This window comes from Paraburkholderia sp. GW821-FHT02A12 (genome assembly GCF_059422005.1).
Map to the genome: position 1 here is coordinate 1,524,889 of NZ_JBWKWA010000002.1, position 25,278 is coordinate 1,550,166.

Sequence of the window (25,278 nt, forward strand, 5' to 3'; positions counted from 1 at the left end):
CCATCGCGCCTGGCTGTGGCAGGGCTGCAGCATGGCGATGGCGGCCGCCCGCACAGAGGCTCAGGTCAGCGGGGTGTCGATGTATTTCTTGAAACCCGGGCGCGTTGCAAGCCGCGAATACCAGCGCTCCAGATTCGGCAGAGCGGGGCGTTCGATACCGTCCAGCCCGAACCAGCGTTTCGCGTACGCGCCGATCACGATGTCGGCCAGCGTGAACTTCTCGCCTTCGAGAAAGAAACGGCCCCGCAGATGCGTGTCGAGCAGCCGCCACAGCAAGGTGACCGCTTCGACGTCGGCGGCGAGTTTGGCGGCGTCGCGCTCGGCGGCCGGCGTGCGCACGAGGGCCCAGAACACCGGGCGCTCGGCGGGTTGCAGCGTGGAGAGCGACCAGTCGAGCCAGCGGTCGATGCTCGCGCGCAGTTTCGGCTCGGACGAGTACAGGAGGCTCGATTCGCCATATTGCAGCACCAGATAACGCAGAATCGAATTCGATTCCCACAGCACGAAGTCGTCATCGACCAGCGTCGGAATCTTGGCCGTAGGGTTCATCGCGAGATAGTCGGGTTCGTTGTTGCGGCCGAATTGCAGGCCCGCGTCGATGCGCTCGTACGGCAGCACCAGTTCATCGCAACACCACAAAACTTTCTGGACGTTGACTGAATTGGCGCGTCCCCAGATCGTAATCATCCGGTCAATCCTTTTTTCTTACGGTTGGCAAGCCGCGCACCTCGCGCGGCGTTCGACCGGTAACGATACACGATGCCGCGGCTTTGCGACGCGTCGGGCCACGCGTCGGACCACATCGGGCCGCAATCTGCGCTGCCCGCTGCGGTGCAATCCGCCGTGCCGGCAAGGCGCGCGCGTTGCGTACAATGAGCGCACCCGAATCTGACGAGGCACCGCATGGCCCGCATTGTCCCCGACGACTGGAAGAGCCTCGCCGCCACCGGCGCGGCGGCACGCGAACGCGAAACCCTCGCGTTGCTGGAACAAGCCCTGCCGCACGATTACACCGTCTATCACGGCGTGCATTGGACCCGGCTGAATCAGAACTTCTCGGTGTTCGGTGAGGCCGACTTCGTGATCGTCAGTCCGGCGGGACGCGTGATGATCGTCGAGCAGAAAACCGGCTTCCTGCGCGAGACGCCGAAGGGGCTCGTCAAGGTCTATCTTCAGACGGAACGCAACGTGGCGATCGCGCTCGCGCACACCGTCGAAGGGATGCACCGGCGCTTTACCGCCGCGTTCGGCGCGGGGACCTATTTCATCGAAGAGCTGTTGTATTGTCCGGACCACATCGTCAAGGATGCAGCGATCGCCGGCGTGAATCCCGCGCGCATCGTCGACGCGACGCGCCGCGACCGGCTCGCGGCGATCATTCGCGACGCATTGCCGGCGGACGAGCTGCGCCTCGCCTGCGCGCCGAAGATCCACCATTTTCTCGCCGACGAACTCGCGCTCGCGCCCGACACCAGCGCGCTGGTCGGTCAGGCCGGCACGCTCGTCACGCGGCTGGCCGGCGGTCTCGCGACATGGGCGCGGCGGCTCGAGTTCTCGCCGTTCCGGCTGCGCGTGATCGGCACAGCCGGTTCCGGCAAGACCCAACTGGCGGTGCAGGTGATGAAGGACGCCGTGGCGCGCGGGCAGCGGCCTTTGTACGTGTGCTTCAACCGGCCGCTCGCGGATCACATCGTGCGGGTCGCGCCGCCCGAGGCGAAGGTGGCGAACTACCACCAGCTATGCGACTGGATCGCGCGCGACGCGGGCCGCGAGCCGGATTTCCAGGCCGGCGACGTGTCCCCCAAGGGGACTTCCTCCGGGGCGTTCGACCAGCTCGAAACGATTTTTGTGCAAACGCCGATCGACGCGCGCTGGCAGTTCGACGTGCTGATCGTCGACGAAGGGCAGGATTTCCAGCAGCCCTGGGTGGCCGCGCTCGAACGCCTTTTACGGCCCGGCGCCGCGTGGTGGTGGCTCGAAGATCCGTTGCAGAATCTGTATATGCGCGAGCCGGTTACCTTGCCCGGCTGGACCACGCTGAAAGAGACCACCAACTACCGCAGTCCGCGCGACATTCTCGACTACGTGCGCGACGTGGTCGGCGCCTCGGTGCCGGTCGCGGCGGGGCTCGCGTCGGGCAGTCCGTTCGACGGCTCCGAGATTTCGCTGTCAGTCTATGACGAAGCGAACGCCGCCGTGGGCAGCATCGACGCAACCAAGCGTGCGATCACGCAGGCGTTGTCGCTCGGGTTCCGCAAGCAGGATATCGCGGTGTTGTCGTTTCGCGGCCGCGAGGGCTCGGCGATGAGCGCGCAGGATCACCTCGGGCCGCATCGGCTGCGCAGTTTCACCGGCAAGTACGATCTGTTCGGCAACCCGGAGTATCGCGAAGGCGATGTGCTGTTCGAGTCGATCTATCGCTTCAAGGGCCAGGCGGCGCCGTGCGTGATCCTCACCGAGGTCGACTTCGATGTGTTCGACGAGCGTACCGCCCGCAAGCTGTTCGTCGGCGCCACGCGCGCGACGATGAAGCTGATCGTCGTCGCGTCGCAACGGGCCGCGCGGCATCTGCGTCCGCGGGACGGCAAGGAAGCGACAGAGACCCGGGAAGCGAAAGAAGCGTAGGGCCCACGCTCAGTGCCACGCGCGCGCGCTGACCAGCGTGCCGGTTTGCGTGTGCGCGTCCCACCAGATCACCCGCAACAGCGGCGCCTGCTGCGCGATCAGCAGCGCCTGCACCGGATCGCTCTCGACAAAATGCGTGACGCCGCCGCGCAACGCCGCGCTGGCCTTGTGAGCGGCGGCGCCGGCGGGGCTTTCGTCGTGTATGTCCGGCGTGCGCATTACCAGTTGCATATGACCGAAGCCGTGCCGGGCGAGCCATGCCTCGGTGCGCGCACGATCCAGCTCCGGCCGGCCGGTGATGATGGTGCGAACCCGCGGCAAATCGATGCCGGGCAGCGCCTCGAAAGGCCGCAGTGCGTCGCGTTCGGCGAGCGCGGCGGCCAGATCCTCGTCGTAGCGCGCGAGCGGCACGTCGGGCAGCAGAATGCCGTCGAGGTCGATCGCGTAGGTCGCGTATTCATGATCGTCGGCCATCGCGGGCGCGGCGCCTGCTTCGACGCGCTCCCAGTCCTGGCGATAACGCTCGGTGTACGCCTGACGCTCCCACGGGAACAGCGCGAAGTAGCCGCGCGCGTCGATCGCGTAATCGGGTTGAATGCGGCTCAGATCATCGACCGCGCCGGTCAGGGTTTTGACGTCGAGGCCGTGCCGTTCGAGGAACGCGATGCAGTCGGCCAGCGTAAAGCCGCGCCCCGCGATGTCTTCGCATAGCAGCACCTTGGCGCCCGCGGGCGGGATCGGCAGCGTCGAATCCCAGGCCGCCGTGCGAGTCTTGCGGTCGTAGCGCAGAAACGCCACCGGCGTGCCGGCCGCATGCGAAACCATCAGCGCGAGCGGCGCGCCGCCGCGCAGTATGCCGATCGCCATCGTGAAGCGCTCTGCCAGCAACGCCGGTTGCAGCGATTCGATCCAGTGGTCGAGTTGTTCGTACGTCAGGGGCAAAACCGGCTTGTTCATGACTCTTGTTGCATCGTGTTGCCAGCGCGTGGCGGGCGTTATGTCCACAGCGAACGTCGCGCGGCGGCGGGGCGGGCGCGCGCCCTCGTTTTTGAGGCAGGGAATTTTGGCGATATTATGCATGCGGTTCAAAGAACGCGCGTCGGGGTTGACGCGCGTCGCCGGCCGGGGCGTGCCGCGGCCGGCGGCGCAGCGGACTGGAAAAGGGCGGCAGGCGCGCTGAATCGACGAGAGTCGATGCCGTGCGAAGCCGCCCGCAAAAAGCAAATAACGGAACAAGAAAGCAAATGACCAAGGTGACCGCAGGGATGTACGGCAGGAAAAAAGCGTACTGGATGATGGCAATGGGCCTGATTTTCGCACTGGCCGCGTGGGGTGCGCAGGCGCAGTCGTTGGCGCTCGACGTGACGGGCAAAATCGGCAAGACCACCGACGCCTCACACGGGGTGTATCACTTCACGGAGGCGCAATTGCTCGCGCTGCCGGCCCATTCCATTACGACCGCGACCACCTGGACTCCGCGTTCCACCTTCACGGGGCCGCTGCTCGCGGATATCCTGAAGGCGGTCGGCGCGTACGGCAGCGAAGTGGAGCTCCATACGCTCGACGACTACACGTACACGGTGCCGGTATCGGACTGCGACCGCTACGGCGTGATCGTGGCCTACAGCATGAACGGGCAGCGTCTGAAGATCAGCGACTTCGGGCCGTTGTTTCTTATCTATCCGCGCGACGCGTTTCCTGCAGAACTCGCGGGCGCCGACTCGAAATTCGTATGGCAGATCAAGGCTCTCATCGTCAAATAGCGCGCAGTCCATTGCGCCGTTTCCTCTACGTGCTGATCTGGCTGACCGCGCTCGCGGCGCCGGCCGGCGCGATCGGCTACCTGCTGTACGCGAACCTGCTCAATCCGCGCGCCACTGAACAGTTGACCGGCACTTACGACGGCTTCTACTGGGACGCCGCGCAATTGCAGATTGCCTACGCGCGCTTCGAGAACCAGCTGCTGCTCTATCAGTCGGGTGTCGATGACGACTATCCGCGGCTGATACTGCGCTACCAGCTGCTGCAATCGAAGCTGCACGTGATGGCCGGCTCGACGCGCCGGCTGACCACTCAGCTCGAGCTGCTGCAACGGCAACTGGACGAAATCCAGTCGCTCGATCATCTGCTGGGCGGTATCGGGCCCGAGGTCGACGTGTTGCCCAAGGATCGCAGCCACGCCAATGAGATCGTCGCGGCGTTGCGTGCGCACTGGAACGAGGTCAACGATCTCGCGTTGAGCCGCCGTTTCGCGGATGTGGCGGACCGCGAAGCGATGAACCGCGATTTCATCGACAAGCGCCGCATGCTGTTTGCCGGCGGGCTGCTGTTGCTGTTGCTGTCGGCGGCGGCGACCATGCTGCTGGTGCTCAACGGCCGCCGCCGCACGCGCCTGATGCATCAGCAGCATGCGGCGCTCGAAGCGGAGCACCAGGCGAGCCGCGCCGCGCGCGAGGCGAGTCTCGCGAAGGATGCGTTTCTCGGCATGATCAGCCACGAACTGCGCACGCCGTTGCACGCGATCGTGTCGTCGATCGAATTGCTGGGTTTCAACTTTCATTCCGAAGCCGACCGCAAGGTGATCCAGCGGCTCGAAACCGCGGCGCGTCATCTGGAAGCGCAGATGAAGGACCTGACCGACTATGCGCGCCTCGGCGCCGGCAAGCTCGAGTTGCGCCACGAGCATTTCGAGCCGCGCGAGCTGCTGGCGTCGATCGTCGACGAGCATGCGATGTCGGCGGCCGCGCGCGGTCTCAAGCTCGAAAGCGAAGCGAGCGGCGTGAGCGGCCTCGTCGATTCCGATCCGCACCGCATCCGTCAGATCGTCAACAACCTGGTCACCAACGCGATCCGCTATACGGAAACCGGCACGGTGCGCCTGCGGCTGAAGCAACGGCCGGCAGCGCTGATCTTCGTGGTCAGCGATACGGGGCCGGGCGTGCCGAGCGCGCAGATTCCGCTGATCTTCCAGGAGTTCACGCAGCTGGATGCGTCGCGCACGCGCCGCTTCGAGGGCGCCGGCATGGGGCTGACGATCGTGCAGGGACTGGTCAGGCTGTTCGGCGGCACCGTCGACGTGGCAAGCACGGTGGGCGAGGGCACGACCTTCACGGTGACGATTCCGGTCACGCCGGTCGCGGCCGCGGCGCCGCCCGACGTGGCGGCGCACGCCGAACCGGGCGGCGCGCGGCCGTGCGTGCTGATCGTCGACGACAACCGGCTGATTCGCGAGTCGCTCAGCGAAATGGTCGCGCACATGGATTTCGATGCGCACGCCGTCGCCAATGCCGACGACGCGCTCGCGTGGCTCGATGCCCGGCACTGCGACGTCGTGTTGCTCGATCTGCACATGCCGGAGCGCGACGGCTATACCTTTCTCGCGGACTTCGCCGCGCGCGGCGGGCCGTCGGCGGGCGTGCCGGTGATCGTGGTCAGCGCTTATGCGCCCGAGCCGGGGGCGGTGGGTGTGGCGGATGTGGCAGGCGGACAGGGACAGAGACAGGGGCAGGGCGGAACAGCCGGATCGCAGCCGTTTTTCGATGCGTTATTAAAGCCGGTACATTACGAGGAACTGCGCAGCGCATTGCAGCGTGCATTGGCTTCGCGGCATTTCGCGTGATGCGGCGTCCGGGGTTCGCGGAGGGCGGTGGGCATCAACCTGAGCACGCACCTTCAGCCGCTTGCCGGCGCGTCAGGGCCGGTTGAGCCGCTTGGACAGATCGGCGACGAGGATCGCCATGCGCGCCGGCTTTTCATAGCAGGCGACGTCGTAATTGCGGATGACCTGGCTGATCTCCGATTCGCTGGCCTTGCCGGTCAGCAGCTCGCCGGTCAGCACGAAAATCGGCGCGTCCGGATTCTCCGACGCGCGCACCGAGCGAATCGCCGCTGCGGAAGTTTGCGAGCCGAACAGCCAGTCGATCACCACGCCGTCGAAGACCTGCGTTTGCAGGTGCTCCGCGAATGCCGCGAGGCCGTAAATCGCTACCGCGGTGAAACCGCTGCGCTCCAGGTAGTCGCGCAGATTGTCCGCGGAGGCCTGATCGTCGTCGACCACCGCGATAGTCGGCTTATCGGTTTCGGCGCGGCGCGGATAGATCTCGATCTTGTGGACTTCGTACGCGCTTTGGTAGAGCGTGCCGTCGTGACGCGCGACGCGCCATTGGCCGAGCTTCGAGTAGGCGACGAATTCCGGGCGGCTGCCCGGTTCGAGCGCGGCGCCCACCCACGCGGTGCAGGCCAGCTCGATCGCGCCGATGCTGAACACCGCTTCCTGGGCGATTGCGCCGACCATGCCGGGGTCGAGCGACTGCGCGCCGAACAGTTGCGCGGCGGGTTCGCCGAACACCTCGGCGACCTTCTTGATCTGCGACAGGGTCCACGGGCTGTTGCCGCGCAGCTTGCGGTGTCCCTGCGAAAAACTCAGATCGAGGATGCGGCATAGTTCCGTGGTTTGCTGGCGTTTGCCGATGCCATGCCGGCTCATCAACTCGCGCACACGCTCGGCGACTGCGATGGAGTCAGGTGAGTTTGTTTCGTTGGCCATACTGCGTGAAAATCCGCCGTCTTAAAGGGTGGCTGTGGGGAGCGCGATACGATACGCGCAGCATTGCCATGCACGTTTGACATGCTTTGACGAGGCTACGCGGGGGACAGCAAATGTATCGTAAAAAATATCGCACTCTGTAATTTTGTATGACCGTCGCCGAGCCGGCCGGGGCCGGGGCTCGAAACGGACAAAGTCGGCGACTCGCTTATGCGTTCTGAATCGAATGTATTTTACCGATGAAACCTCGCCGCATCTGTAGAGAAATATGCCGGGTTTGTCCGGGCATGTGCGGCGGCGCGCCTCGCCGAGGCGGCGACGCCGTGTGCATCGCCCGCGCGCGCCCCATGCAGGTCCCATGCAGGTCCCGCGCAGGTCCTTACTGCGCGGGCATTTTTTCGAGTTTGGCCGCCGAGTTTTTCAAACCTTTGAAGATGCGCTCGGCGACCTTGCCCGGGAACCGTTCGGGCAATTCGGCCGAGACCCGTTCGATCACCTCCGGCGTCTGTTCGACCAGCCGCTGGATCAGCGGCTCGGCGTTCGCGCCGTAGGAGCACTTCAGCGCCATCGTGTTGAAGTGGCGCCGCTGCACGTCGCGAAACGCGTCGTGTTTGCTCCTCGACCACATCGCCATGGCGAGCTTGGCCTTGAACCATGACCACTGATTCGGGCCGTTGCCTTCCACCGGCCAGATCGACATCACATCGTAAAGCGGCGTCAGGCGGTACTGTCCGCCCGGCAACAGGCGAATGCTGAAGTTCTTTGCGTGGCCGTCCGGCGCCGCCAGCAGCCAGAACAGGATCTGGCTCGCCAGCAGCGTTTCGAGATCCTGCTGCGCGCTCACCGATTGCTGGAGAATCCGCGCGAGGTCGAGCACGCCCGGGCCGCCCTCGTTTTCGTATTTGCGGTGCGACGGCACGCCGTACACCTGGCAAAAATCTTCCTGCGGCAGACGCAGCAACCATTGCCCGCTCGAATGCAATTGCCGGTCGAAGCGCTCGACGCTCAGCACCCGCTGCTTGCCGAAGGTCAGGATCTCGGTGTTCGCGACCGGCAGCCCATAGGCGCGCAGAATCCGCAAACACAGCCATTCGTTTTCGACCGAGGTGCTGAGGTCGGCCAGCCTGTTGCCGACCAGCCCGAGCGGCAGCTTGAAGATATGCGTGGTGGGCGTGGCGCCATGCGGCCGTTGCCACTTGCCCTCGTGCCAGAGCAGCGCGGTTTTCTCCTGGGCGCCAGCGAGCGAGATGCGGAAATCGTCCGCCTCGTCGGGCGCGCCGAGGGCCGGATTGCCGACGGTGCGCGCCAGCATGGTCTCGATTTCGCTGTCGGAAAGCGGCGTGCCTTCGATCCGCTCGACGCCGACCGGCGCGTCGTGTTCGGCGAGCAGCTGGACGGCGCCCACGCAATCGCGGCCGATGGCTTGCAGCAGATCGAAGGCGTCCAGCGTATCGGTCTGATAGCGTTGGGCGATGCGCTTTCTGATCGTCTCGCTGTCCGGCAGCAGATTGTCGAAATAATTCAGCACCCGCGGTCCTTTGAGCGCGCTGTTGCTGGGCGTGAACGGCAGCGACAGCGAAAGCGGGCGGCCTGCGGGCGATGCGACCCAGGCGGGATCGTAGGCGAACTCCATGGAGCCGCGGGTGGGAATGCGCCAGGCGCCGACACGTGCGCCGTTGGCCCACACCGAAAGCGCCCGCGAATGGGTTTGGCGGCCCATGCTTACCACTCGACCAAAGGCGCCGGCTCAGGCGCTGGCTGGGTCTTGTCGCGTACCTGCAATTGCAGGCCGTAGGCGCCGCACAATGCCAGCAACTGAGCGAGGGTGAGGGCGGCGGCATCGGTTTCCAGCGCCGAGATGCGGCTCTGGCTGACGCCGATCCGCGCGGCGGCTTGCGCCTGGGTCAGACCCGCTTGCCGCCGGCCGGCGGCAAGCAACTGGGCCATCTGGTCCGGGGTGGCGACGAGGTGGATCATAGTAAATTATCCGCTAGACGAATAAATGTACTTTATTCGCCACATGAATATTTGTCAATTATTCGTGTGGCAGATACTCGCAGAATATCCGTTTGGCGAATAAACGCCAATTATCTGTGACGCGAATAACGGTTGTCCAGATTGTCTATCGACAAGGGACCTATTGCACCCGCTGCACCCGCTGCCCGTCAGTGCCAAAGCTGCCGCCGTCCGGTTCTTCCAGGTGCGGCAGCATTGCAGACAAGCGAGCGGCCTGCGAAGATTAGGCCCACACTTAAAACCCGTCCGAAAGCCCGCCCGATGACCACGACTTACCCGCTGCTTCGACGGCACGATGCAGCGGCCTCGCAGCATGCTGTAAAAAAACTTCCCTTTCACTCTTTGCGCGACTCATGAACGAACCGACGCTACGCCACACCGGAGTGCCGTACTACACGCAATGGGGCAACCCTGAATGGGTGAGCCACATCGTCGAGCAACAGGGCGACCCGTGCGACGATCCCGGCTGGCAGCGCAGTGGTTTCAGCGAGCCCGAGCGTTACCGGTTCTGGGCCAAACGACTGTGCGGCCTGACATGTCTCGAATCCGCGCTCGATTACTGGCGCATCGAACACGCGCCGCGCGCGGCGTTGCTCGACGAAGCGCTGCGCCACGGCGTGTACCGGATGCGCGACGACGGCGGTGTCGACGGTCTGATCTACCGGCCATTCGCCGACTGGACCGGCGAGGCGTTCGGCATTCAGGTCGAGGTATTGCCGCAGGCGCCGCTCGAAGAGATGGCCGCGCGCATCGACGGCGACACGCTGGCGATCGTCTCCGTGAGCCCGGAGATCCGCTATCCCGAGCGGCCGAATCGCCGCCAGGGCGGGCATCTGATTTTGCTGCACGGGCGCGACAGCGGCGGCGCGTGGTTTCACAATCCGTCGGGCGTCGCACCGCATCAGGCGGATGTGTATTTGCCGTTCGCGACGATGGCGCGTTTTTACGCCGGACGCGGCATGACGCTGACCCGCGCCGCGCGCTAAAGGGGCGGGCCGCATCGCGCAACTCTATCTGGGGCCCCCTCAGGATTCGGATTTTTAAGCACGATAGCCGCAGCGCACAATCAAGCGAATCAATGATTTAGCCGCGGCGACAAATGCCCCGCCGAATTGCCGAAAGCATAATAAGTACCGGGCCTTGCGCCGTAAGCCTTTCCAGATCGCTGGCGTACGCAAAAATCCGAATCCTGAGGGGACCCCATGTTGCGCTTCGCCCTTGAAACCGCCGGATATTAAAAATTCCGCCCAATGACCGTCTCCCTATAGTTATGAAGCAGAATTCGCGCTGTGCTCAGCCCGCATCGATTCGATACCGCACGTATGCAAAGCACTTTTTTGCGGCATCAAGTGGGTCCGCAGCGGCATGACCCCGTTTCCTGACAGTGAAATTGCCATGGAAAAACCCGAATCATTTTCATAGTCTTAGTCGTGGTGTCCGACGTACCAGAAACTGGCTTGGTCCGGCGCGATGACGGATATCCGTCGTCGCTCGTTAGCTGATCGTGATTGCGATCGCACCAGTAACAGTCATGTAGGCGTCACAAGGCGGGGTTCGAATGGATCGCATACTGTGCAATGTCGTTGGACCGCGCGATTCGCCGATTTCGGTGAGGCTTTGCGCATCACTGACAGCGGCCGGAATTCCCGCGCGGTTCGTCGGTCGATGCCGTCCGGTGGTGGCTGCATCCGCAGCCGAACTCGCGCTCGTACCGTGTGACGATCGCGACGTCGTCGAAGCGTCGGGTTGGATCGGCGAAGCGTTGCAACAATCCGCCGCGTTAGCCGTTATCGCAGTGGGCGAACGCTTGCGGCACGAATCGATCCTCTGCCTGCTCAATGCGGGTGCGCACGATTTCGTTTCTGCCGAGGCGTCCAGCGAAGAACTGATCGCACGCGTGCAGCGTCTGGCGCTCGAAAGGCGCACGGCGGGCCATGCGCCCACGCCGGAGCACGATGAACTGTCCCGTCGGGGTTTGATCGGCACGAGTTCCTGCTTTGTGCGTGAGATCGACAAGCTGCGTCGATACGTACAAACCGATGCCACCGTGCTAATTGTCGGCGAGACCGGCACCGGCAAGGAACTGTGCGCGCAGGCGATCCATTATCTGTCGGCGCGCTCGGCGCTGCCCTGCGTCGCGATCAACTGCGGCACGCTGCAGAGCGAGCTGGCCGACAGCGAACTTTTCGGTCACGTGAAGGGCGCCTATACGACGGCGCACGCTGCCCGGCTCGGCCTGATCCATGAGGCGGAGGGCGGCTCGCTCTTTCTCGACGACGTCGATTGCCTGTCGCTGGCCACGCAAGCCAAACTGCTGCGCTTCTTGCAGGAACGCGAATATCGCATGGTGGGTTCCAACATCGTGCACACCGCCGACGTGCGCGTCATTGCGGCAACCAATAAGACCCTGAGCGAATCGGTCAGATGCGGCGAGTTCCGGCGCGACCTGTACTTCCGTCTGAACGTGCTGTCGCTGTCGCTGCCGCCGCTGCGCGAGCGCAGGGAAGACCTGCTTCCGCTTGCGCTGCGCTTCATGTGCATGTACGCGATGCAATTCAAGCGCGACGTGCGGGGCATTGCTCCGTCCGGCGCTCGACTGATCGCCACTTATGACTGGCCGGGAAATGTGCGCGAACTGAAGCACGTGATCGAGCGCGCAGTGCTGCTTGCACGCAAGCCCATGCTCGACAGTGAAGATATCCTGATCGATGGGGATCGGGCCGGGCAGGCCGACGAATCGTTTCGCGCCGCTAAGGCACGTGCAATCGACCAGTTTGAGCGCAGCTATCTCGAGGGGCTGCTTGCGGCCAGTCTCGGTAACGTCACGCATGCGGCGCGCGTCGCACAGAAGAATCGCCGCGCGTTCTTCGAGCTCATGCGCAAGCACGGTATCGTTTCCGCTCGCTTTCATCCCCGCGGTCAACTGACCGATCCGCGGCGCTCGTGAAGCGCCCGCGTTTCATCGGCGGCCAGCGCGTTGCGCGGTTTCGCTGACGGCTCGCGCGGCCCGCGTAGCTTGCGTGGCATGGCATGGCTTGCGTTCGAGCCGTGGCCTGCCCGCTTCGATGTGCTGGCCGAGCAAATCCTCGACGGACCCATCGACAGTAACCAGCGTCCGTCAATCGGCCCGTCTCCATGAGCTTGCTGTTACGGCAAACACAGCATGGCCGTCTGCAGGCGTTGCGTGGCGAGCAGAACCCGGCGATCGAGGGTCGAGATTTGCACGGACTGCGCCGGGTTGCCGGCGCCGGCGGGGTCGGTTTCCGTCGGGAAGCTGACCGTAGCGAGCACCACCCATGGATCGCTCGTGCATTCCGGACACGGCGGGACAGGGAAGGTATGCAGGCGCCTGATGATTTCCGCCGGAGCGCCGTTCAAGGCGGCACACCATGCCTCGTCGTCTTTCCTCGAGTTGGTGTGCGATTCGGGCAGTTGCCAGAGCACCTTGATCTCGTAGGAATCGCGGATGCGTGAATATTCGCAGCCGGTTTCGTCGCATCCGCAGCCGGCGGGATGTACCTGTGTGGGACGGGTGAAGCACTCGGCGTAGCGCACCGCGATATAGACGGTGGCGCGTTTGTTTCGATCCACGCCGGGTACGTCGCCAGGCGGCGGGCAGGGCCAGCGCACCGAGCAGGGTTGGGCCTGCGGGCCGGTTTTCAGGTCGACGTCGATGCATTGATCGATCCAGATTTCGTCGCCTTGCGGGCCGAGTGCATAGCCCGGGCAGACCCGCACGGTGGGCGTGGCGGCGGCGACGGCTTCCACCGCGCAGCCGCACACCACACCCCAGCCATGCAGATAGCGATTGTGGCGGCGCAGCTTTTCGCGGATATAGTCCTGCTCAGTCCGCATCTCGTCAGCCGTAAGGAGCTGGCGTGGAAAATAACGGACGCGTTCGAGCGGTTCCCCGCAGCAGGCGCACTTGAGATCGGACATGTTGGCCATTTTGCTTCTCCGTGATCGATTCGTTGCTGCGAGTGATTAACCGGCGTTCTGCACGACGAAGTGCAGCGTGAAGTCGCCGCCCGCCGCGCCGTCGCCCGACATCACGCCTCCGGCCGGTGCGATCGGCTCGCCATCGAGGGCGTCGCCCGCGGTGTTGTCGATTTCGGCGCGCTGGTTGGTGCTGAAAGGATTGCCGCGCAACAGCAGGCGACATTCCATCTTCAGGCCCGGGGGCCACATACCCCCCTCGTTGACGACAGGCGAACCATGGATGACATCGAAGCGGATCGTGTCGTGAGCCTCGATGACGACCTTGCCAGGCACATAGGCCGTCTTCAGTTTTTCGGCAATGTCGCGGTTTTCCAGCAGGACCTGTACGTTGTAGCTCGCATAGTCTGAGTCGTTCAGCCCGGCTGCGGCCGGCACATGTGCGGCGTCCTGCGCGAACGCGCCGTCGAACACGATGCGGATCGACGAGAGGTAGGCGCCCACCTCCACGGTCGTCAACGGCGACTTGACCGGCGCCACCTCATTGAGCGAATCGACGGTGTGGCCATACAGGAAATCGATCTTTGCCACGTGCAGCAGCTTGGCCGGCGCTGCGCCGCCGCCCACCGTGAAGGTCGCGAAGAAGTCGCCTCCGGGTGTGCCGTTGCCCGATATCACGCCTGCGGCCGGCGCTCTGGCTTCGCCGTCGAGCGCCACGTCGTCGGTGCCGGCCAGCGCCTGGTAGTGGTTGGCGAGGTCCTCCGTGCCGCGCAGATAGATTCGATACTGGCCCTTCTGCCAGCCATTCGCGCCGCGCGCATAAGGCGATTCCGGATAGAGATCGAAGCGCACGGTATCGGGCGCCTCGATGGTCAGCGAACCCGGCACGAAGGGCGCGCCCGCTTCGTCGTTGGCGGGCAGCACCTGCACGTTGCGTTCCTTGTAGCGTGTGTCGCCGCTCGCGTGAGTCGCGGGCGCATGCTGGTCCGTGGCGAGCGGCTGGTTGAACTTGATGCGAATGGCGTTGGTCTTGCCGTCGATGTTGACGGGCGTGTCGTCGAGCGGCGACTGAATGCCGGCGACTCTGGTTTCGGCGCCGTCGCCCCGGTGCAGGAAATCGATGCTGGCCACGCGCAGCAGGTTGGTCTGGTGCTTGCCGCAGCAGTCGTCGATTTTTTCGGCCAGGCAGAGAATCAGGTCGAGCAACTGCTGGTTGCTATAGATGCGGGGCCGCACTTCGCAACTCGTCACAACGATCTTGCCGTCGCGCACGAATACGAGGCCGAGCGGTACGCAGGGGTCGTCCTCCGCGGGGCCGCAGCCGTAGTCGAAGGCTTCACAGAGGAGGGTGCGCCGGCTTGCGCTCGCGGCGGCGAACGAGCTTGCCAAGGAGCGCGTACCGGCTGCGCCGCTATATGTGCCAGCGAGGGTAGCCGCGCCGGCGGCGGAACCGGCACCGGCAGCCGTGTTCGCACCGTTGCCCGCGTTGCCCGCGTTGCCCGCGTTGCCCGCGTTGCCCGCGTTGCCCGCGTTGCCCGCGTTGCCCGCGTTGCCCGTGGTTCCCCACAGTCGCGCGCACCACATAGGATCTGTCTGGAACGGCGGAACGACGTGCGACATCTTCAGGCAAAAACTCTCGACGACAGTGCCCGCTGCGCATTCGTCGCGCGTGCCGCATTCGGACGCCATCACTGGCTGGCGATCGGCGAGGCATTCGTGGTAGCACAGCCAAAGGGAAAAAACACTGTCGGGCAGCATGCCCGCCGCGCCTGCCGCAATGCCAGCGGCACCGGCGCTCTGCATCGACCCAGACGGCGGCGCCGCGCTTGCCGCGGACGACCCCGAACCGCTGCCGCATCCGCAGCCGCAGCAATCGTCGGGCGTCACGGCCGGATCGATGCAGGTGCGCACAGGAACGATAATCTCGCGGCCCAGACCATCGATGGCCACCCCCGGGTCGACGCAGACACGCGAGCCATCCACGCTCAGGCGCAGTCCGCACATCACGCCCTTGCCCAGCGCGAGACGGTTGTGCAGCCACTGCTTGAGCTTGCCGTAGTCCTGCTCCATCTGGAAATGCTGAACGTCCATCCGCTTGCCATAGAAGTACTTGTTTCGGCGCGGCGCGTTGAGCATCCTCAGAAGGGCCTCGGCGTTGTCATAGGGATGCATGGAAGCCTCCGGTCAGGTGAGTTGGAGCGAACCGTCGAGGACGGTGGCGCCGATGCGGGTCACCTCCGACGGCGGCAAGTCGGTGCTGAGATTCAGGGCGGCGGAGCCGAGGCGCAAGGGCGGCGGGTCGCCGCCGACGATCGTGTCGATGCCGATTCGCGCCTGGAATCCCACCCGCAGATCGGGTGCGATGAGACTGATGCGATAGTCGGTATGGGCGGGCTTTTCGCGATCGACGATGCGCGTCACCTCCTGCAGGGTTTGCGGATCGCCGGCGCGGTAGCCGTCGATCAGGACACAGAAGCAATACGCCTCTTCCGAATACAACGGCAGGCCGATCTGATACGACGCGAGCGGGCCGCTCGCGCCTACGATGGCGCGGCCGATCGGTACGACAGGCGCAGGCAGGCTCGACGCATCCGGCGCGGCAACCGGGCAGGGCGAGCACGGCGTGGCGGCGGGTGCGGCGCTGGCCGGGCGGCAACCCGCCTGGAGCGCGGGGTCGGGCACCACCATCCCGAGCGGGTCGAGCGCCGGCAGGCGCGTGTCGAAATCGAGACGCGAACGTTCGCCGAGCACCCAGATGGCGCGATCGGCGAAGGCCTCGGTGATGACCGGCGTGATGCCGGTGTGCAACGCGACGAAACGCGCTATCGACGCTTTGGTGCCCCGCCGGGCGAAGCGCTGCACCGCGTTCGCGATGAGTTCGCGCCGCTCGCTGTCGTCGGCGATCTGCGGCAATTCGAGGCCGAACCATTGAGCAAGCCACGCCAGCATGTCCGGCGGCTCGAACTGCGGATCCGCGACGCGCGGCATATCGTCGAGCGCCTCTTCGACCCGCTCGAACTCGCCGCGTATCAGGCGCAGCCAGCACGACAGGAAGCCATCGGGCGCGTTGTCGTTGTAGCGATAGGTCAGCGGCAGGTAGTCGAAATAATCCTCCGCGGCCGTAGCGAGGCGGGACTGCTGCACACGCGGCGTGGCGAGCACGTTAGTGCTGGTAAGCGTCAGTCGAAGCCACGCGAAACGGGGGGGCGGCGCGAACAGCGCGAGAAGCGCGTCGGCGGAGGGCAGGGTCAGCCAGTCGGCGGGACCGGGCGCGGGCGTCGCCGACGCCGCGACGGCGATCTCGAGTTGCACCGCCGTACCGGCAGGCCGCACCGTATCTGCCCAGGCGCGCTCCCAGGTGCGCTCCTCGCCGGCGTCGAAGGGCCCGGCCACGAGCGTGCCTTGCGGCAGGAATGCGCCGTTCGCGACGAACCGGTAGAACACGTCGGTCAGGTCGGGCTTGATATAAAGCGAGCCGTCGCCGTCCATTGCGAGCGCGGTCACGGGACCTTGCCAGCCGCCCAGTGTGCCGAGCAGGATCGCGGTGCCGCTCGCATCGTCGACGCTGAAGACACGGATCGATCCGTGCGCCGCATCGGCCACATAGACGCGCTCGCGATTGCAGGCCAGTGCGCCGGGCAACCAGCCCGCGGGGCCGGGAAGCAATGCTAGGAAGGCGCCGTTCTCGTCGAATATCGCGACGATATTCTTCTGTCCGTCCGACACCATCACCCGGTCGTGAGCGCCGGCAGCCACGAACAGCGGCTGGACCAACTGGCCGCCGGCGAGTACGGCGGCGTCGAACGCGGTGTCTGCGCTGCCGTTCGCGAGCACGCGATGCAGCACGCCCGAACCGGCTGTGACGGCGTCGATCACCAGCACGCGCTGCTTGCCGTCGATCGCAAGCGCCGTGGGTCGGCTCGCGTTGCTCCACGCCAACTGCGGCTCGAGACGCGGCCACGCGAGACGCTGCACGCGCGCATTGCCGCTATCCGCCACGAGCAACGCGTCGTTGGCGCAGACGAGGCCGCGCGGTGCCTTGACATGCCCCGGCGCATCGGTCCAGGCCGACGGTTGCGGCGGAAGCACCGTTTGCGTTCCGCACAAACCGTCGAGATAGATCACGCGATCGTGCTCGGTGTCGGCCACGAACACAGCGTTGCAGGGGCCGGTTGCGAGGCCGGAGACTTCGCGTCGATAAGGCAGCGTCGCGGGCAGGACAATGGCCTTGCCGCCGGCCGGCGCCGGCAACTGTTCCAGCACGAGGTCGCCGTTGCCGTCGTCGTCATCGGCGACGGCAACGCCGCAGAGGACGCCACGCCATTGGCGGCGGTCGCGCAGGAGTGCGTGGGCAATGGGGAAGTCCATCTCAGCCTACGTACAGGTTGTATTGCAGCAAGCCGCCGACGTCGGTATCGCTGACCAGAAATTCGAGCTTGTGCTGGCCGATGCCGATCTCGATGCCGAGCTTCAGCAGGTCGATGGCGTCGGTGCCATCCGGGCCGTTCAGCGCCGTGCCGTTCATGCGGATGTCGCCCGGCCCGTTGGCCCCCTGCACCAGCCACTTGCCGCCCTGGCCGGCACGCGACTCGAGCTGGCTGCAGATCTGCGAGGTGATCGGCACGCCGTCGAAGCGGATCACCAGGTCCTTCAGCATCTGGAGCGGCGCGCCCGTGCGCGCCGACATGCCGGTGGCGCCCGTCAGGTCGGTGTCGCCTGTGACCGTATGGGAGTGCACCCAGTCGTCGAGCGCGTTGGCGAGCGTCACGTTGACGAGCGAATGCGTATGCTTGCCGTCGAACTGGATCGGATTTGGGCCCTGAATGAGGTGGTTGTCGGTATCGTTGACGTTGATGCCGCCATTCTGCTGGTCCTTGTCGACGAAAAAGGCGTGGGTGTGCGAGCCTTGTTCGTCGGTGCCGCCACCCGTGGCTGCGTGGGTATGGACCAGGTTCTTGTCGACCGTCTGGCTGTCGAACTTCATGTGATGCTGGTGCGCGCCGATTTCCGAGTAGTAGAGCGAACTGAATTGACCGCCGCGCAGATACAGCACCGCGGAATCCGGCGTGCCGCCATCGATGTGAAAGTAAAGGATCTTGCTGTTCTGTTTGTCGATGTCCTTTTCGCCTTCGATGCTGATCGGCCGCACCGTCTGCGGCTTGGCCGGCACCGCGTAGCGCCGCACCGCGGGCGAAGTGCGCACGACGGCGCATTGATCGTCGAGTTCGATCTGCGACAGGACGATCTTGCCGCTGTCGTCGCTCGGCCACGAGTCGAGGAATTCGAACACCGCATCGGCGACGATCCGGGTAGGCGCGCCCCAGGCGAGATCGCCGCTGCATGGACGGTAGGGCGCGCCGATCGTGCAGTTGCTCTGGGCCGGAAACTTGCGCGCTTCGCGATATGAGACCACCAGCAGGTTGCCAAACACCACGCCAGGAGCGCTGCGCGGCGCACCCATCACCTGCACGGTGACATCCAGCGGCAGGAAGATCTCGCGGCCGAGATAATCGAAGGCGAGGCCGTGGCGCACGGTAACGCGATGCTTGTCGGCCGGCACAGGGGGATTGGAGACGGCCGGCACCACCTCGAGGCCGACCACGATCCCCGGGGAATACAGCGAACGGTTGAGCACGCGCCGCATGCCGATGTGATAGCCCTGCTCGGCGCGAAAATCATTCGCCACGAGGCGTTGACCGTTGAAGTAGTTCAGGCGCTGCAGCGCGTCGTCAGACTGATTCGCACTCATGTGCGTCGCTCCTTTTCAAAAGGTTGGCCCGATCGGATTCGATGATCAGGCGATGGCGGCCCGGCATGACGAGTTCGTGCGCGCACAGGGGAAGGTTGTCGCAGCGGCTGGTTGCGGCGCCGCCGTTGCCGCCGCAGGCGCAACCTCCGCCGCAACCTCCGCCGCAACCTCCGCCGCAACCTCCGCCGCAACCTCCGCCACAACCTCCGCTGCAACCGCAGCCGCAATCGCCGGCAGAAATATCCGCGGCGCTGTCGCCGGTGCCGCCGTATCCGCGCACGAGGCCGAACGCGGTCACGCCGGCGACACCGGGCACGTCGGCCAGCAACGCCATGACCTCCGTGCGGTAGACGGTGCGTCCGAAGGGCCAGCCGTTGCCGCCGGGGCCGCCATGCAGCGGATCGAAGAAGGCATCGAGTTGCGCGGCGGCGGTTTTCAGCACCGTGCTCGCGTCGGCTTCGCAAGCCAGCTTCAGCGTGGCGGTCACACTCACGCGCACGTAATGCGGCGCGATCGCGTGGATTTCGCTGGTGACCAGCCGCCGCGGTTCGAGATAGCGTTCAACCGCATTCAGCAGCGCCTGGCTCGGCAGCGGCGCGCGCGCTGGGCACGGCGGAATCACGATCAGCGCAATCATGCCGGGGGCCGGGTAGCAGGGCAGGAGCGGATCGAGATTCGCGACGGCTTGCACGCGCGCCACCGGAACCCCGGGTGTGGCGAGTGCAAGGCGTTCGATATCGGCTAGCGTCACGGCTTTGTCGACGCTGCTGACAAGGTCATAGGCCCGCGCTTGCGCCGCGGCCAGGGTCTCGCGCAATGCGCCGCCGCACGCCGCGAATACCTGCGAGACGGCGAGCGGCTGCGCAAGCGCGGCCAGCGCCGGCAGCCGCGCCAGGTTGTGCGGATTGGCGGGCAAGCCGTCGAGTGCGCCCGCGCCGAGATTGCCGTCGGGTCCGCCGCCCACGCGCCACGTGGCGAAGAGCTGGTAGCCGGCCGGCAGGATGGCGGCGCGCAGCCCGTCACCGCTTTGCAGCACGCCGGTTTCGGGCGTGAGCGTGAATACGCGGTCGAATGACCCGGCACGTTCGAAGTCGGGTGCTTCCCGCCAGTCGGTTTGCAGGCCGCCGGCGCCGTCGTCGAGGCGCAACTGCACGCTGCCCGCCACGACCGGCGCCGGGTCGAGCGCGAAGCGCGCCTGCGCGTGACCGCGCGCGCGGCCGATGGCTTGCTCATCCATGCTCAACGCATGTTCCGCGCCGACGGCGTTCCAGCCCACATGAACGAGGCGCGGCGTGCATTCGAAACGGCCCTGCACGATGCGGCAGCGGATAAAGAAGGGTGCACCTGAGGGGCCGCCTGCGGCGGCCGCGTGCCCGACCGGCGCCGTGAAGCGCACAAAGCCGCTGAGGGTCAGCGCGCGGGTCTCGTCGCTGACATCCTGCAGGGCCTTCCAGCCGTCGTTGCCGGCGTAGTACTCCCATACGGTGGTCACGCGGTAGTGCCGGCGCCAGTCGGGCGGCATGCACGACGGCGGCGGAGCCGGCGTGGTCAGTGCCGCGTATTCGGTTTGCAGCGCCGCACGGGTGGCGTCGTCCGCCTGCCAGTGGGCGTTCCACACGTAGAGCGACAGCGTGGCCGGGGTGATCGCCGCGGGCACATCGAGCGCACGATCGAAACCGAGATAGAGTGCGTGGTCCGCGCGCGGCCTCGCGCCGAAGGCGTCGAAGCCGCTCAGTGCATGGTTCGCGGCCGTGTCGTCGACGAAGGCGCCGCCGCCCGCCATCACGCTTACCAGCTGCGCGGGCGACGCGTTCAGAGGCTGGGTGGTCTCGAACAGCGCCGTCTTGCCCCGCGCGAGTTGCATCCGCTCCGGCAGCACGACGACCGCGGCATTGGTGTTGGCAAGCGTGACCACCGTGTGGGCGACGCCGGGCATCGCGGGTTCGATGCCCGCCAGGCGGACGAACGCACGCAAGGCTTCGTCGGAGACGCGATCGAAGCGATAGATGTTCTGCTCGGCGAGCCATGCGCCGAGTTCGAGCAGGGTGATGCCCGGGTCCGACGCGTTGAAGTCGGTCCATAGCGGCGCGAGGCGCGGCAGCAGCGCACGGCCTTCACCGGCCAGCTGGTCGAAGCGCCGGTTGTCGAGGGTGGGCTCAGGCAAGGGCATAGGGCACGCTCGGCACGCTGATCTTGAGTTGCGAAACGCCGGCGGCGATCAACTGCTCCGGCTCCACGGCCACGCTGTCGCCATACACCGACTGGCCGACCATCAGTTGAAGAGAACTGACCGCGTCCACGCCGTCGGTGTCTTCGATGAGAGCAGCAACATCCGACAGGAACACGCTCTGGCCGAACGCCCAGCCCTGGCCATCGCGGCCGCCGGAGAGCGGGTGCAGGAACGCGAGAAGGCGTGCGCGCACCAGCGCCTCCACGCGGCCCGCGTCTTCCGCACGCAACGCGAGGATGTCGGCGCGCACGCCGACTGCCACGTACGAAGGCTGCACGATGCGCAGGCCGCCCGCGATGCCGGCGGGAGCGCGCGCGGCGAGCGCGGCCAGCACGGTGCGCTGCAGCTCCGACGAGGCGAACGGCTGCGCATCGGCCGAGTGCGGCACCAGCACGATGCCGACGAAGCCGCGCGCACCGCGCCCTTGCAGACCCTCCAGCGGCAGCGCGCGCACCCGTGCGACTTCCGCGGAGGCCGCCAGCGCCAGCCATTCATAGTCTTCGCTGGAGACCGCGCGATTGCGGTTGCGCGCCGCCTGAGCGCTGCGGTCGCGCGCGCCGCGCAGCAGTTCCGCGGCGGCGCCGCCGCTCGCCGCCACGGGATTGGAGACCGATTGCACGAAGCCAACCCCACTGCGCAGTTCACGCACGGTGCCGGCCGGCACGTTGCCGTCGACCCCGCCGCCGGTCACGTAGCTCACCACGATGGGCGCGCCGGCCGGCGGCACAAAACCGCCGACGCCTGGAAAACGGAACACCCCGCGAGCGCGCTCGACCACGTAATGGCGATCGCCAGGTCCCGAGCGATAAAAGTGCGGCTGCGCGTGCCAGCGCACCCAGGCCGCCGTCATGACGGTCGGGTCCTGCGGATCGACCTCGAAGCGCACGTCGCCGGCGGGCACCCCGGCGAGCACGGTTTGCCAGTCGTCGCCGCGGCCGCTCCATTCGCGGATCTCGAGCACTTCGTCATCGAGAATCGGCACGCCTGCTAGCGGCGTGTCCAGCGCGCGCTGGAAGTCGGCGGCATTGAGCGCGACCGCGCCGGTGCCGTCGGCGCCGACCGGCGTCACCGGCGCTGCCTTCATCGACCGTACGACAGGCAACGCAAAGGACTGGTCGGGGTTGCCGTTGCTGGTGCCGAGGCCATCGCGCGAGATTGCCCGGCCCTGGCGTCCCCAAACGGCGTTCAGCCACACGCCGCCCACGCCGACGATCTGGTTCCGGCTTTGCAGGCCGCTCTTCAGGCGGGCGCGGATGCGATACAGCGATCCGCCCAGGCCCTCACGCGGCAGCGCATCCGGCGCGCCGACGAACTGGATCAGGCCGGTCTGGCACAGTCCGAGGGTGGTGTCGCGTACCGAAAGCTCCGTCCAGCCGCGCGCGCCCCAGTAGTCCCACGCATAGGGCTGCGGATCGCCGTCCTGGGCCGGCGCGGCGATTTGTGCAAGCAGGCTGACGAGCGCGGCCGGCGGCTTGTTGCTGAAGCCGAAGTGCAGAGCCGGGGTGCGGTCGGCGACCGGCGCGAAGGGCGCGAAGCCGCGGCGCGGCCAGCGCGCGTCGTCGCTGTGCTCGGCGAAGGCGAATTCGTTTTCGGTGACGCAGAAGTCGGGCGACTGTGGGTTGGTGAAGAAGTAGTAGTTCACCCCCAGATGGCTGACGATCGGCGGCTGCAGTGTGGCCGGCGTGCTGACCACCACCCACTTGCCCGACCCGGACGGTTGTTCCTGGACATTGACGGTGGCGTCCGCGCCGAAGTTGCCCGAGGTGATGCGCAGACGCAGCCAGCGTCCCAGCTCGCCGTTCACTTCGTGGTCGACCCAGCCCGCGGGCACGGTGAAGCTGATCTTGCCTTCGGGAAAGCCCGCATCGCCCGACTGCGGATGCGTGAGCGCCTGGGTGCCGTCGACAAAGTCGTCCGCCGGGCCGAGCGGCTGCCAGCGGCTGCCATTGAAGAATTCGGCGCTCATCGCGACGTGGCCGGCAGCGGTGCTGGCTTCGTTGAAGCGAAACACCAGTTCGACGTTCGCGCTGGTGCGCGTGAACGCTTCCTTGCAGGACGCGTAGAAGGTGGCAAAGCGCGTTGGCCGTTCGCCGAACGGGTAGAAGTCCTTGCTGATGTCGACGCTCGCCGTGTCGACGTAAGCGCTGTCGAGCGCGAGATCGGCCTTGCCGAAGCCCACGCGCGCGCGGATCACGTCGACCTCGGGCAATGCCCCGGCTGCGTCGGAACCGTCGGGGCGCAGCGGCGGCAACGCATTGGCGAGCTCCACGGTGAGGCCGGGTTGTGCGCCGCTCAGAACCGCGCTCAGGAACAGCGCCGACTGATTGGTCCGAACCACGGTCGCGAGCAGGCTGCCGTCGAGCGTGACCACGTCGCCGGGCAGGATGTCGCGCGTGCTTTCCACGGGCATGCGGAACCAGTTCGAAGCGTCGGCGACCACGCAGCCCTGGTCGCCACGGCTCGTCGTGATGGCATGGCCGGGTCGCGCGGTATCGAGCAGGCGATCGAGCGTCAGCTCGCCGGCGGTCTGTCCCAGCACGTTGGCGCTAAGCGCTGGGCCGGCGCCGGGGGCGGCGCTGATGGCGACGGTGTCCACCGCGTACAGGCCGGCCTGGATCTGCGCCAGCACGACGCCCGACAGGTCGGTGATGAACGCATCCGCCTGCGCGCCGGCGACAGCCTGATCGACCACCAGCCGCATTCCGGTGCTATCGATGTCGAGCACGGTCATCGTCACAGCGGTGCCGGCGACTTTCACGTTTTGTCCGGCCTCGAGAAGCGGCGCGCCGGGCAAGGTGGCGACGTGCATCCAGAAACCCGGCGGATCGACGCTCACGCGCTGCGCCGGATCGGGCTCCGTAAAGCTCACGGGAAATCCGGCTGCGGCGGCGCTGACGCGTGCGCCCGGTGTGCGGCTCGACACCGTGCCGCGAATCCAGTTACTGCTGTGGCCGCCGACGAGGTCTTGCTTGCTGTCCGGGCCGAAGAACTTGGCGAGCGTGATCTTGCCGTCACGTGTGAAACGCTCGGTGCCGTCTTCCACCAGCGTGAGCGGCTGCCAGTCGTCGTTGCTCAGATATTCCCAGTCGATCAGCAGCGGTCGCTGGCCACCGCCGCCGCCGGCGCGCGAAGCGGCGAAATCGAAGCTCAGCACGAGCTGCGCCGAACCGCTCAGCTTGAACATTTCGCCGTGGCCAAGATACAGCCGGTGCGGCACCGGAATCATCGCGTCGAACACCGAAAAACCCGTTGCAGCCGCCGCGCTGTGGTCGGCGTAGATATCGCTTTGAGGGTCGATCGAATAGAGCGCCGCGAGCGTGCCGCGCATGGCGGTGAATTCCGACTCGGTGTAGAACTCGGGCGCGACCGCCGCAGGCGGGGCGGCGTCGCTAGCCATCGACGGCGCGGGCGGCGGCAGCACCGCGCCGACGCGGGTGCCTTGCGCCACGGTGGCATCCCCTGACGCGGTAGCGAGCAGCCTGAACACCAGCGGCGCGCGCGCCGGCTGCGGCGGCAGCACGTTGGCGCCGAGCGACTCGAGGAACTCGAGTTGCAGGCGCTGCGGCATCGCGTTCAGCCCGTTGCCCTGGATTTCGAGGAAGCGCGCGAAGACCGCATTGAGCGCGAGCCCGGCGTCGCCGCTGCCGGGCACGGCCCGCCAGGCCGGCGTGAAGCCGGCGCGGTGGGCATCGAGCGCCTGAGCGATGGCGAGCGCATCTCGTGCGACGATGACAGGCGGACGCGCAGCGCATTTCATGAGTGACGTCCTTCCTGGAGATAGAACGGATAGACCAGGTTGTAGAAGGTGTTGGTGGTGCGGATGCGATACCGCACTTCGATCGACAACATCCCTTGCGCCGGTTGCGCGCCCACCTTGACGGTCACGCTGTCGATGCGGGGCTCCCAGAGAACCAGCGCTTCTTCCACGCGGTGACGCGCGAGCGCCATAGTGTGGGTATTGATCGGCTCGAACACCAGCGCGCGCAGGCCGGCGCCGAAGTCGGGCCGCATCACGCGCTCGCCGGGGTCGGTGTCGAGAATGATGCGGATCGCCTGGCGAATGTCGTCTTCGTACTGGGCCATGGCGATGCCGCCGCTCGCGTCGATGCCGATCGGAAAGGCCAGCCCGCGGCCGAGAAAGGCTTTGGCGTCGGGGGCGCTGTCGCTCGTCGCCAT

General features: G+C 66.2%; 17 protein-coding genes. 5 read left to right on the forward strand and 12 right to left on the reverse strand.

All coding sequences use genetic code 11. The features are described 5' to 3' along the window. Positions 1-60: 60 nt before the first annotated feature. Positions 61-687 (reverse strand): glutathione S-transferase family protein, encoded by a 627-nt coding sequence (locus AC07WT_RS28320; RefSeq protein WP_494949482.1) that lies wholly within the window; start codon positions 685-687, stop codon positions 61-63. A 216-nt stretch (positions 688-903) separates the two neighbouring features. Between AC07WT_RS28320 and AC07WT_RS28325 the strand changes: the two genes are divergently transcribed. Next, complete coding sequence (locus tag AC07WT_RS28325) at positions 904-2,625, forward strand: ATP-binding domain-containing protein (protein ID WP_494949483.1); 1,722 nt, start codon at positions 904-906, stop codon at positions 2,623-2,625. A gap of 9 nt (positions 2,626-2,634) precedes the next feature. Here the strand turns inward: AC07WT_RS28325 and AC07WT_RS28330 are convergent, their stop codons facing one another. Then, a complete protein-coding gene (locus tag AC07WT_RS28330; RefSeq protein WP_494949484.1) occupies positions 2,635-3,582 on the reverse strand; it encodes a phosphoribosyltransferase in 948 nt (315 codons plus the stop codon). A gap of 287 nt (positions 3,583-3,869) precedes the next feature. Between AC07WT_RS28330 and AC07WT_RS28335 the strand changes: the two genes are divergently transcribed. Together AC07WT_RS28335 and AC07WT_RS28340 are read left to right on the forward strand one after the other, a co-directional pair. Further along, complete coding sequence (locus AC07WT_RS28335) at positions 3,870-4,388, forward strand: putative pterin-binding protein (protein WP_494949485.1); 519 nt, start codon at positions 3,870-3,872, stop codon at positions 4,386-4,388. Next, complete coding sequence (locus AC07WT_RS28340; protein WP_494949486.1) at positions 4,358-6,244, forward strand: ATP-binding response regulator; 1,887 nt, start codon at positions 4,358-4,360, stop codon at positions 6,242-6,244. The genes AC07WT_RS28335 and AC07WT_RS28340 overlap by 31 nt, the downstream gene beginning before the upstream one ends. 72 nt (positions 6,245-6,316) lie before the next feature. Here AC07WT_RS28340 and AC07WT_RS28345 read toward each other — a convergent pair whose 3' ends face one another. The 3 genes from AC07WT_RS28345 to AC07WT_RS28355 form a co-directional block, all read right to left on the reverse strand. Continuing rightward, positions 6,317-7,171, reverse strand: coding sequence for a helix-turn-helix domain-containing protein (locus tag AC07WT_RS28345; RefSeq protein WP_492592284.1), 855 nt, complete (start codon positions 7,169-7,171; stop codon positions 6,317-6,319). 379 nt (positions 7,172-7,550) lie between these two features. Then, positions 7,551-8,891 (reverse strand): type II toxin-antitoxin system HipA family toxin, encoded by a 1,341-nt coding sequence (locus tag AC07WT_RS28350; RefSeq protein ID WP_494949487.1) that lies wholly within the window; start codon positions 8,889-8,891, stop codon positions 7,551-7,553. Positions 8,892-8,893: 2 nt separating this feature from the next. Further along, positions 8,894-9,148, reverse strand: coding sequence for a helix-turn-helix transcriptional regulator (locus AC07WT_RS28355; protein WP_494949488.1), 255 nt, complete (start codon positions 9,146-9,148; stop codon positions 8,894-8,896). 392 nt (positions 9,149-9,540) lie between these two features. Between AC07WT_RS28355 and AC07WT_RS28360 the strand changes: the two genes are divergently transcribed. Both AC07WT_RS28360 and AC07WT_RS28365 read left to right on the forward strand, forming a co-directional pair. Further along, positions 9,541-10,173 carry a cysteine peptidase family C39 domain-containing protein gene (locus tag AC07WT_RS28360; RefSeq protein WP_494949489.1) on the forward strand — a complete coding sequence of 211 codons (633 nt, stop codon included), beginning with the start codon at positions 9,541-9,543 and terminating at the stop codon, positions 10,171-10,173. Positions 10,174-10,865: 692 nt separating this feature from the next. Beyond that, positions 10,866-12,134, forward strand: coding sequence for a sigma 54-interacting transcriptional regulator (locus AC07WT_RS28365; RefSeq protein WP_494949490.1), 1,269 nt, complete (start codon positions 10,866-10,868; stop codon positions 12,132-12,134). A gap of 200 nt (positions 12,135-12,334) precedes the next feature. Here AC07WT_RS28365 and AC07WT_RS28370 read toward each other — a convergent pair whose 3' ends face one another. From AC07WT_RS28370 to AC07WT_RS28400, 7 genes are read right to left on the reverse strand one after another with little or no spacing between them, the layout of a single operon-like run. Beyond that, the gene (locus AC07WT_RS28370; RefSeq protein ID WP_494949491.1) at positions 12,335-13,135 is read right to left on the reverse strand and encodes a hypothetical protein; all 801 of its coding nucleotides are present in this window, start codon (positions 13,133-13,135) and stop codon (positions 12,335-12,337) included. 36 nt (positions 13,136-13,171) lie between these two features. After that, a complete protein-coding gene (locus tag AC07WT_RS28375; protein WP_494949492.1) occupies positions 13,172-15,295 on the reverse strand; it encodes a hypothetical protein in 2,124 nt (707 codons plus the stop codon). A gap of 12 nt (positions 15,296-15,307) precedes the next feature. Next, a complete protein-coding gene (locus tag AC07WT_RS28380) occupies positions 15,308-17,491 on the reverse strand; it encodes a phage tail protein (protein ID WP_494949493.1) in 2,184 nt (727 codons plus the stop codon). A gap of 1 nt (position 17,492) precedes the next feature. Beyond that, positions 17,493-18,872, reverse strand: coding sequence for a hypothetical protein (locus tag AC07WT_RS28385; protein ID WP_494949494.1), 1,380 nt, complete (start codon positions 18,870-18,872; stop codon positions 17,493-17,495). Next, positions 18,853-21,042 (reverse strand): putative baseplate assembly protein, encoded by a 2,190-nt coding sequence (locus AC07WT_RS28390; protein ID WP_494949495.1) that lies wholly within the window; start codon positions 21,040-21,042, stop codon positions 18,853-18,855. Before AC07WT_RS28390 ends, AC07WT_RS28385 begins: the two co-directional genes overlap by 20 nt. Continuing rightward, the gene (locus AC07WT_RS28395; protein WP_494949496.1) at positions 21,029-24,859 is read right to left on the reverse strand and encodes a putative baseplate assembly protein; all 3,831 of its coding nucleotides are present in this window, start codon (positions 24,857-24,859) and stop codon (positions 21,029-21,031) included. The genes AC07WT_RS28390 and AC07WT_RS28395 overlap by 14 nt, the downstream gene beginning before the upstream one ends. After that, positions 24,856-25,278, reverse strand: a complete 423-nt coding sequence (locus AC07WT_RS28400) for a GPW/gp25 family protein (RefSeq protein WP_494949497.1) — start codon at positions 25,276-25,278, stop codon at positions 24,856-24,858. Before AC07WT_RS28400 ends, AC07WT_RS28395 begins: the two co-directional genes overlap by 4 nt.

Coding starts and splice junctions, on each gene's coding strand:
- AC07WT_RS28320 (WP_494949482.1), bottom strand. CDS start 687: ATGATTACGATCTGGGGACGCGCCAATTCAGTCAACGTCCAGAAAGTT.
- AC07WT_RS28325 (WP_494949483.1), top strand. CDS start 904: ATGGCCCGCATTGTCCCCGACGACTGGAAGAGCCTCGCCGCCACCGGC.
- AC07WT_RS28330 (WP_494949484.1), bottom strand. CDS start 3,582: ATGAACAAGCCGGTTTTGCCCCTGACGTACGAACAACTCGACCACTGG.
- AC07WT_RS28335 (WP_494949485.1), top strand. CDS start 3,870: ATGACCAAGGTGACCGCAGGGATGTACGGCAGGAAAAAAGCGTACTGG.
- AC07WT_RS28340 (WP_494949486.1), top strand. CDS start 4,358: ATGGCAGATCAAGGCTCTCATCGTCAAATAGCGCGCAGTCCATTGCGC.
- AC07WT_RS28345 (WP_492592284.1), bottom strand. CDS start 7,171: ATGGCCAACGAAACAAACTCACCTGACTCCATCGCAGTCGCCGAGCGT.
- AC07WT_RS28350 (WP_494949487.1), bottom strand. CDS start 8,891: ATGGGCCGCCAAACCCATTCGCGGGCGCTTTCGGTGTGGGCCAACGGC.
- AC07WT_RS28355 (WP_494949488.1), bottom strand. CDS start 9,148: ATGATCCACCTCGTCGCCACCCCGGACCAGATGGCCCAGTTGCTTGCC.
- AC07WT_RS28360 (WP_494949489.1), top strand. CDS start 9,541: ATGAACGAACCGACGCTACGCCACACCGGAGTGCCGTACTACACGCAA.
- AC07WT_RS28370 (WP_494949491.1), bottom strand. CDS start 13,135: ATGGCCAACATGTCCGATCTCAAGTGCGCCTGCTGCGGGGAACCGCTC.
- AC07WT_RS28375 (WP_494949492.1), bottom strand. CDS start 15,295: ATGCATCCCTATGACAACGCCGAGGCCCTTCTGAGGATGCTCAACGCG.
- AC07WT_RS28380 (WP_494949493.1), bottom strand. CDS start 17,491: ATGGACTTCCCCATTGCCCACGCACTCCTGCGCGACCGCCGCCAATGG.
- AC07WT_RS28385 (WP_494949494.1), bottom strand. CDS start 18,872: ATGAGTGCGAATCAGTCTGACGACGCGCTGCAGCGCCTGAACTACTTC.
- AC07WT_RS28390 (WP_494949495.1), bottom strand. CDS start 21,042: ATGCCCTTGCCTGAGCCCACCCTCGACAACCGGCGCTTCGACCAGCTG.
- AC07WT_RS28395 (WP_494949496.1), bottom strand. CDS start 24,859: ATGAAATGCGCTGCGCGTCCGCCTGTCATCGTCGCACGAGATGCGCTC.
- AC07WT_RS28400 (WP_494949497.1), bottom strand. CDS start 25,278: ATGGCGACGAGCGACAGCGCCCCCGACGCCAAAGCCTTTCTCGGCCGC.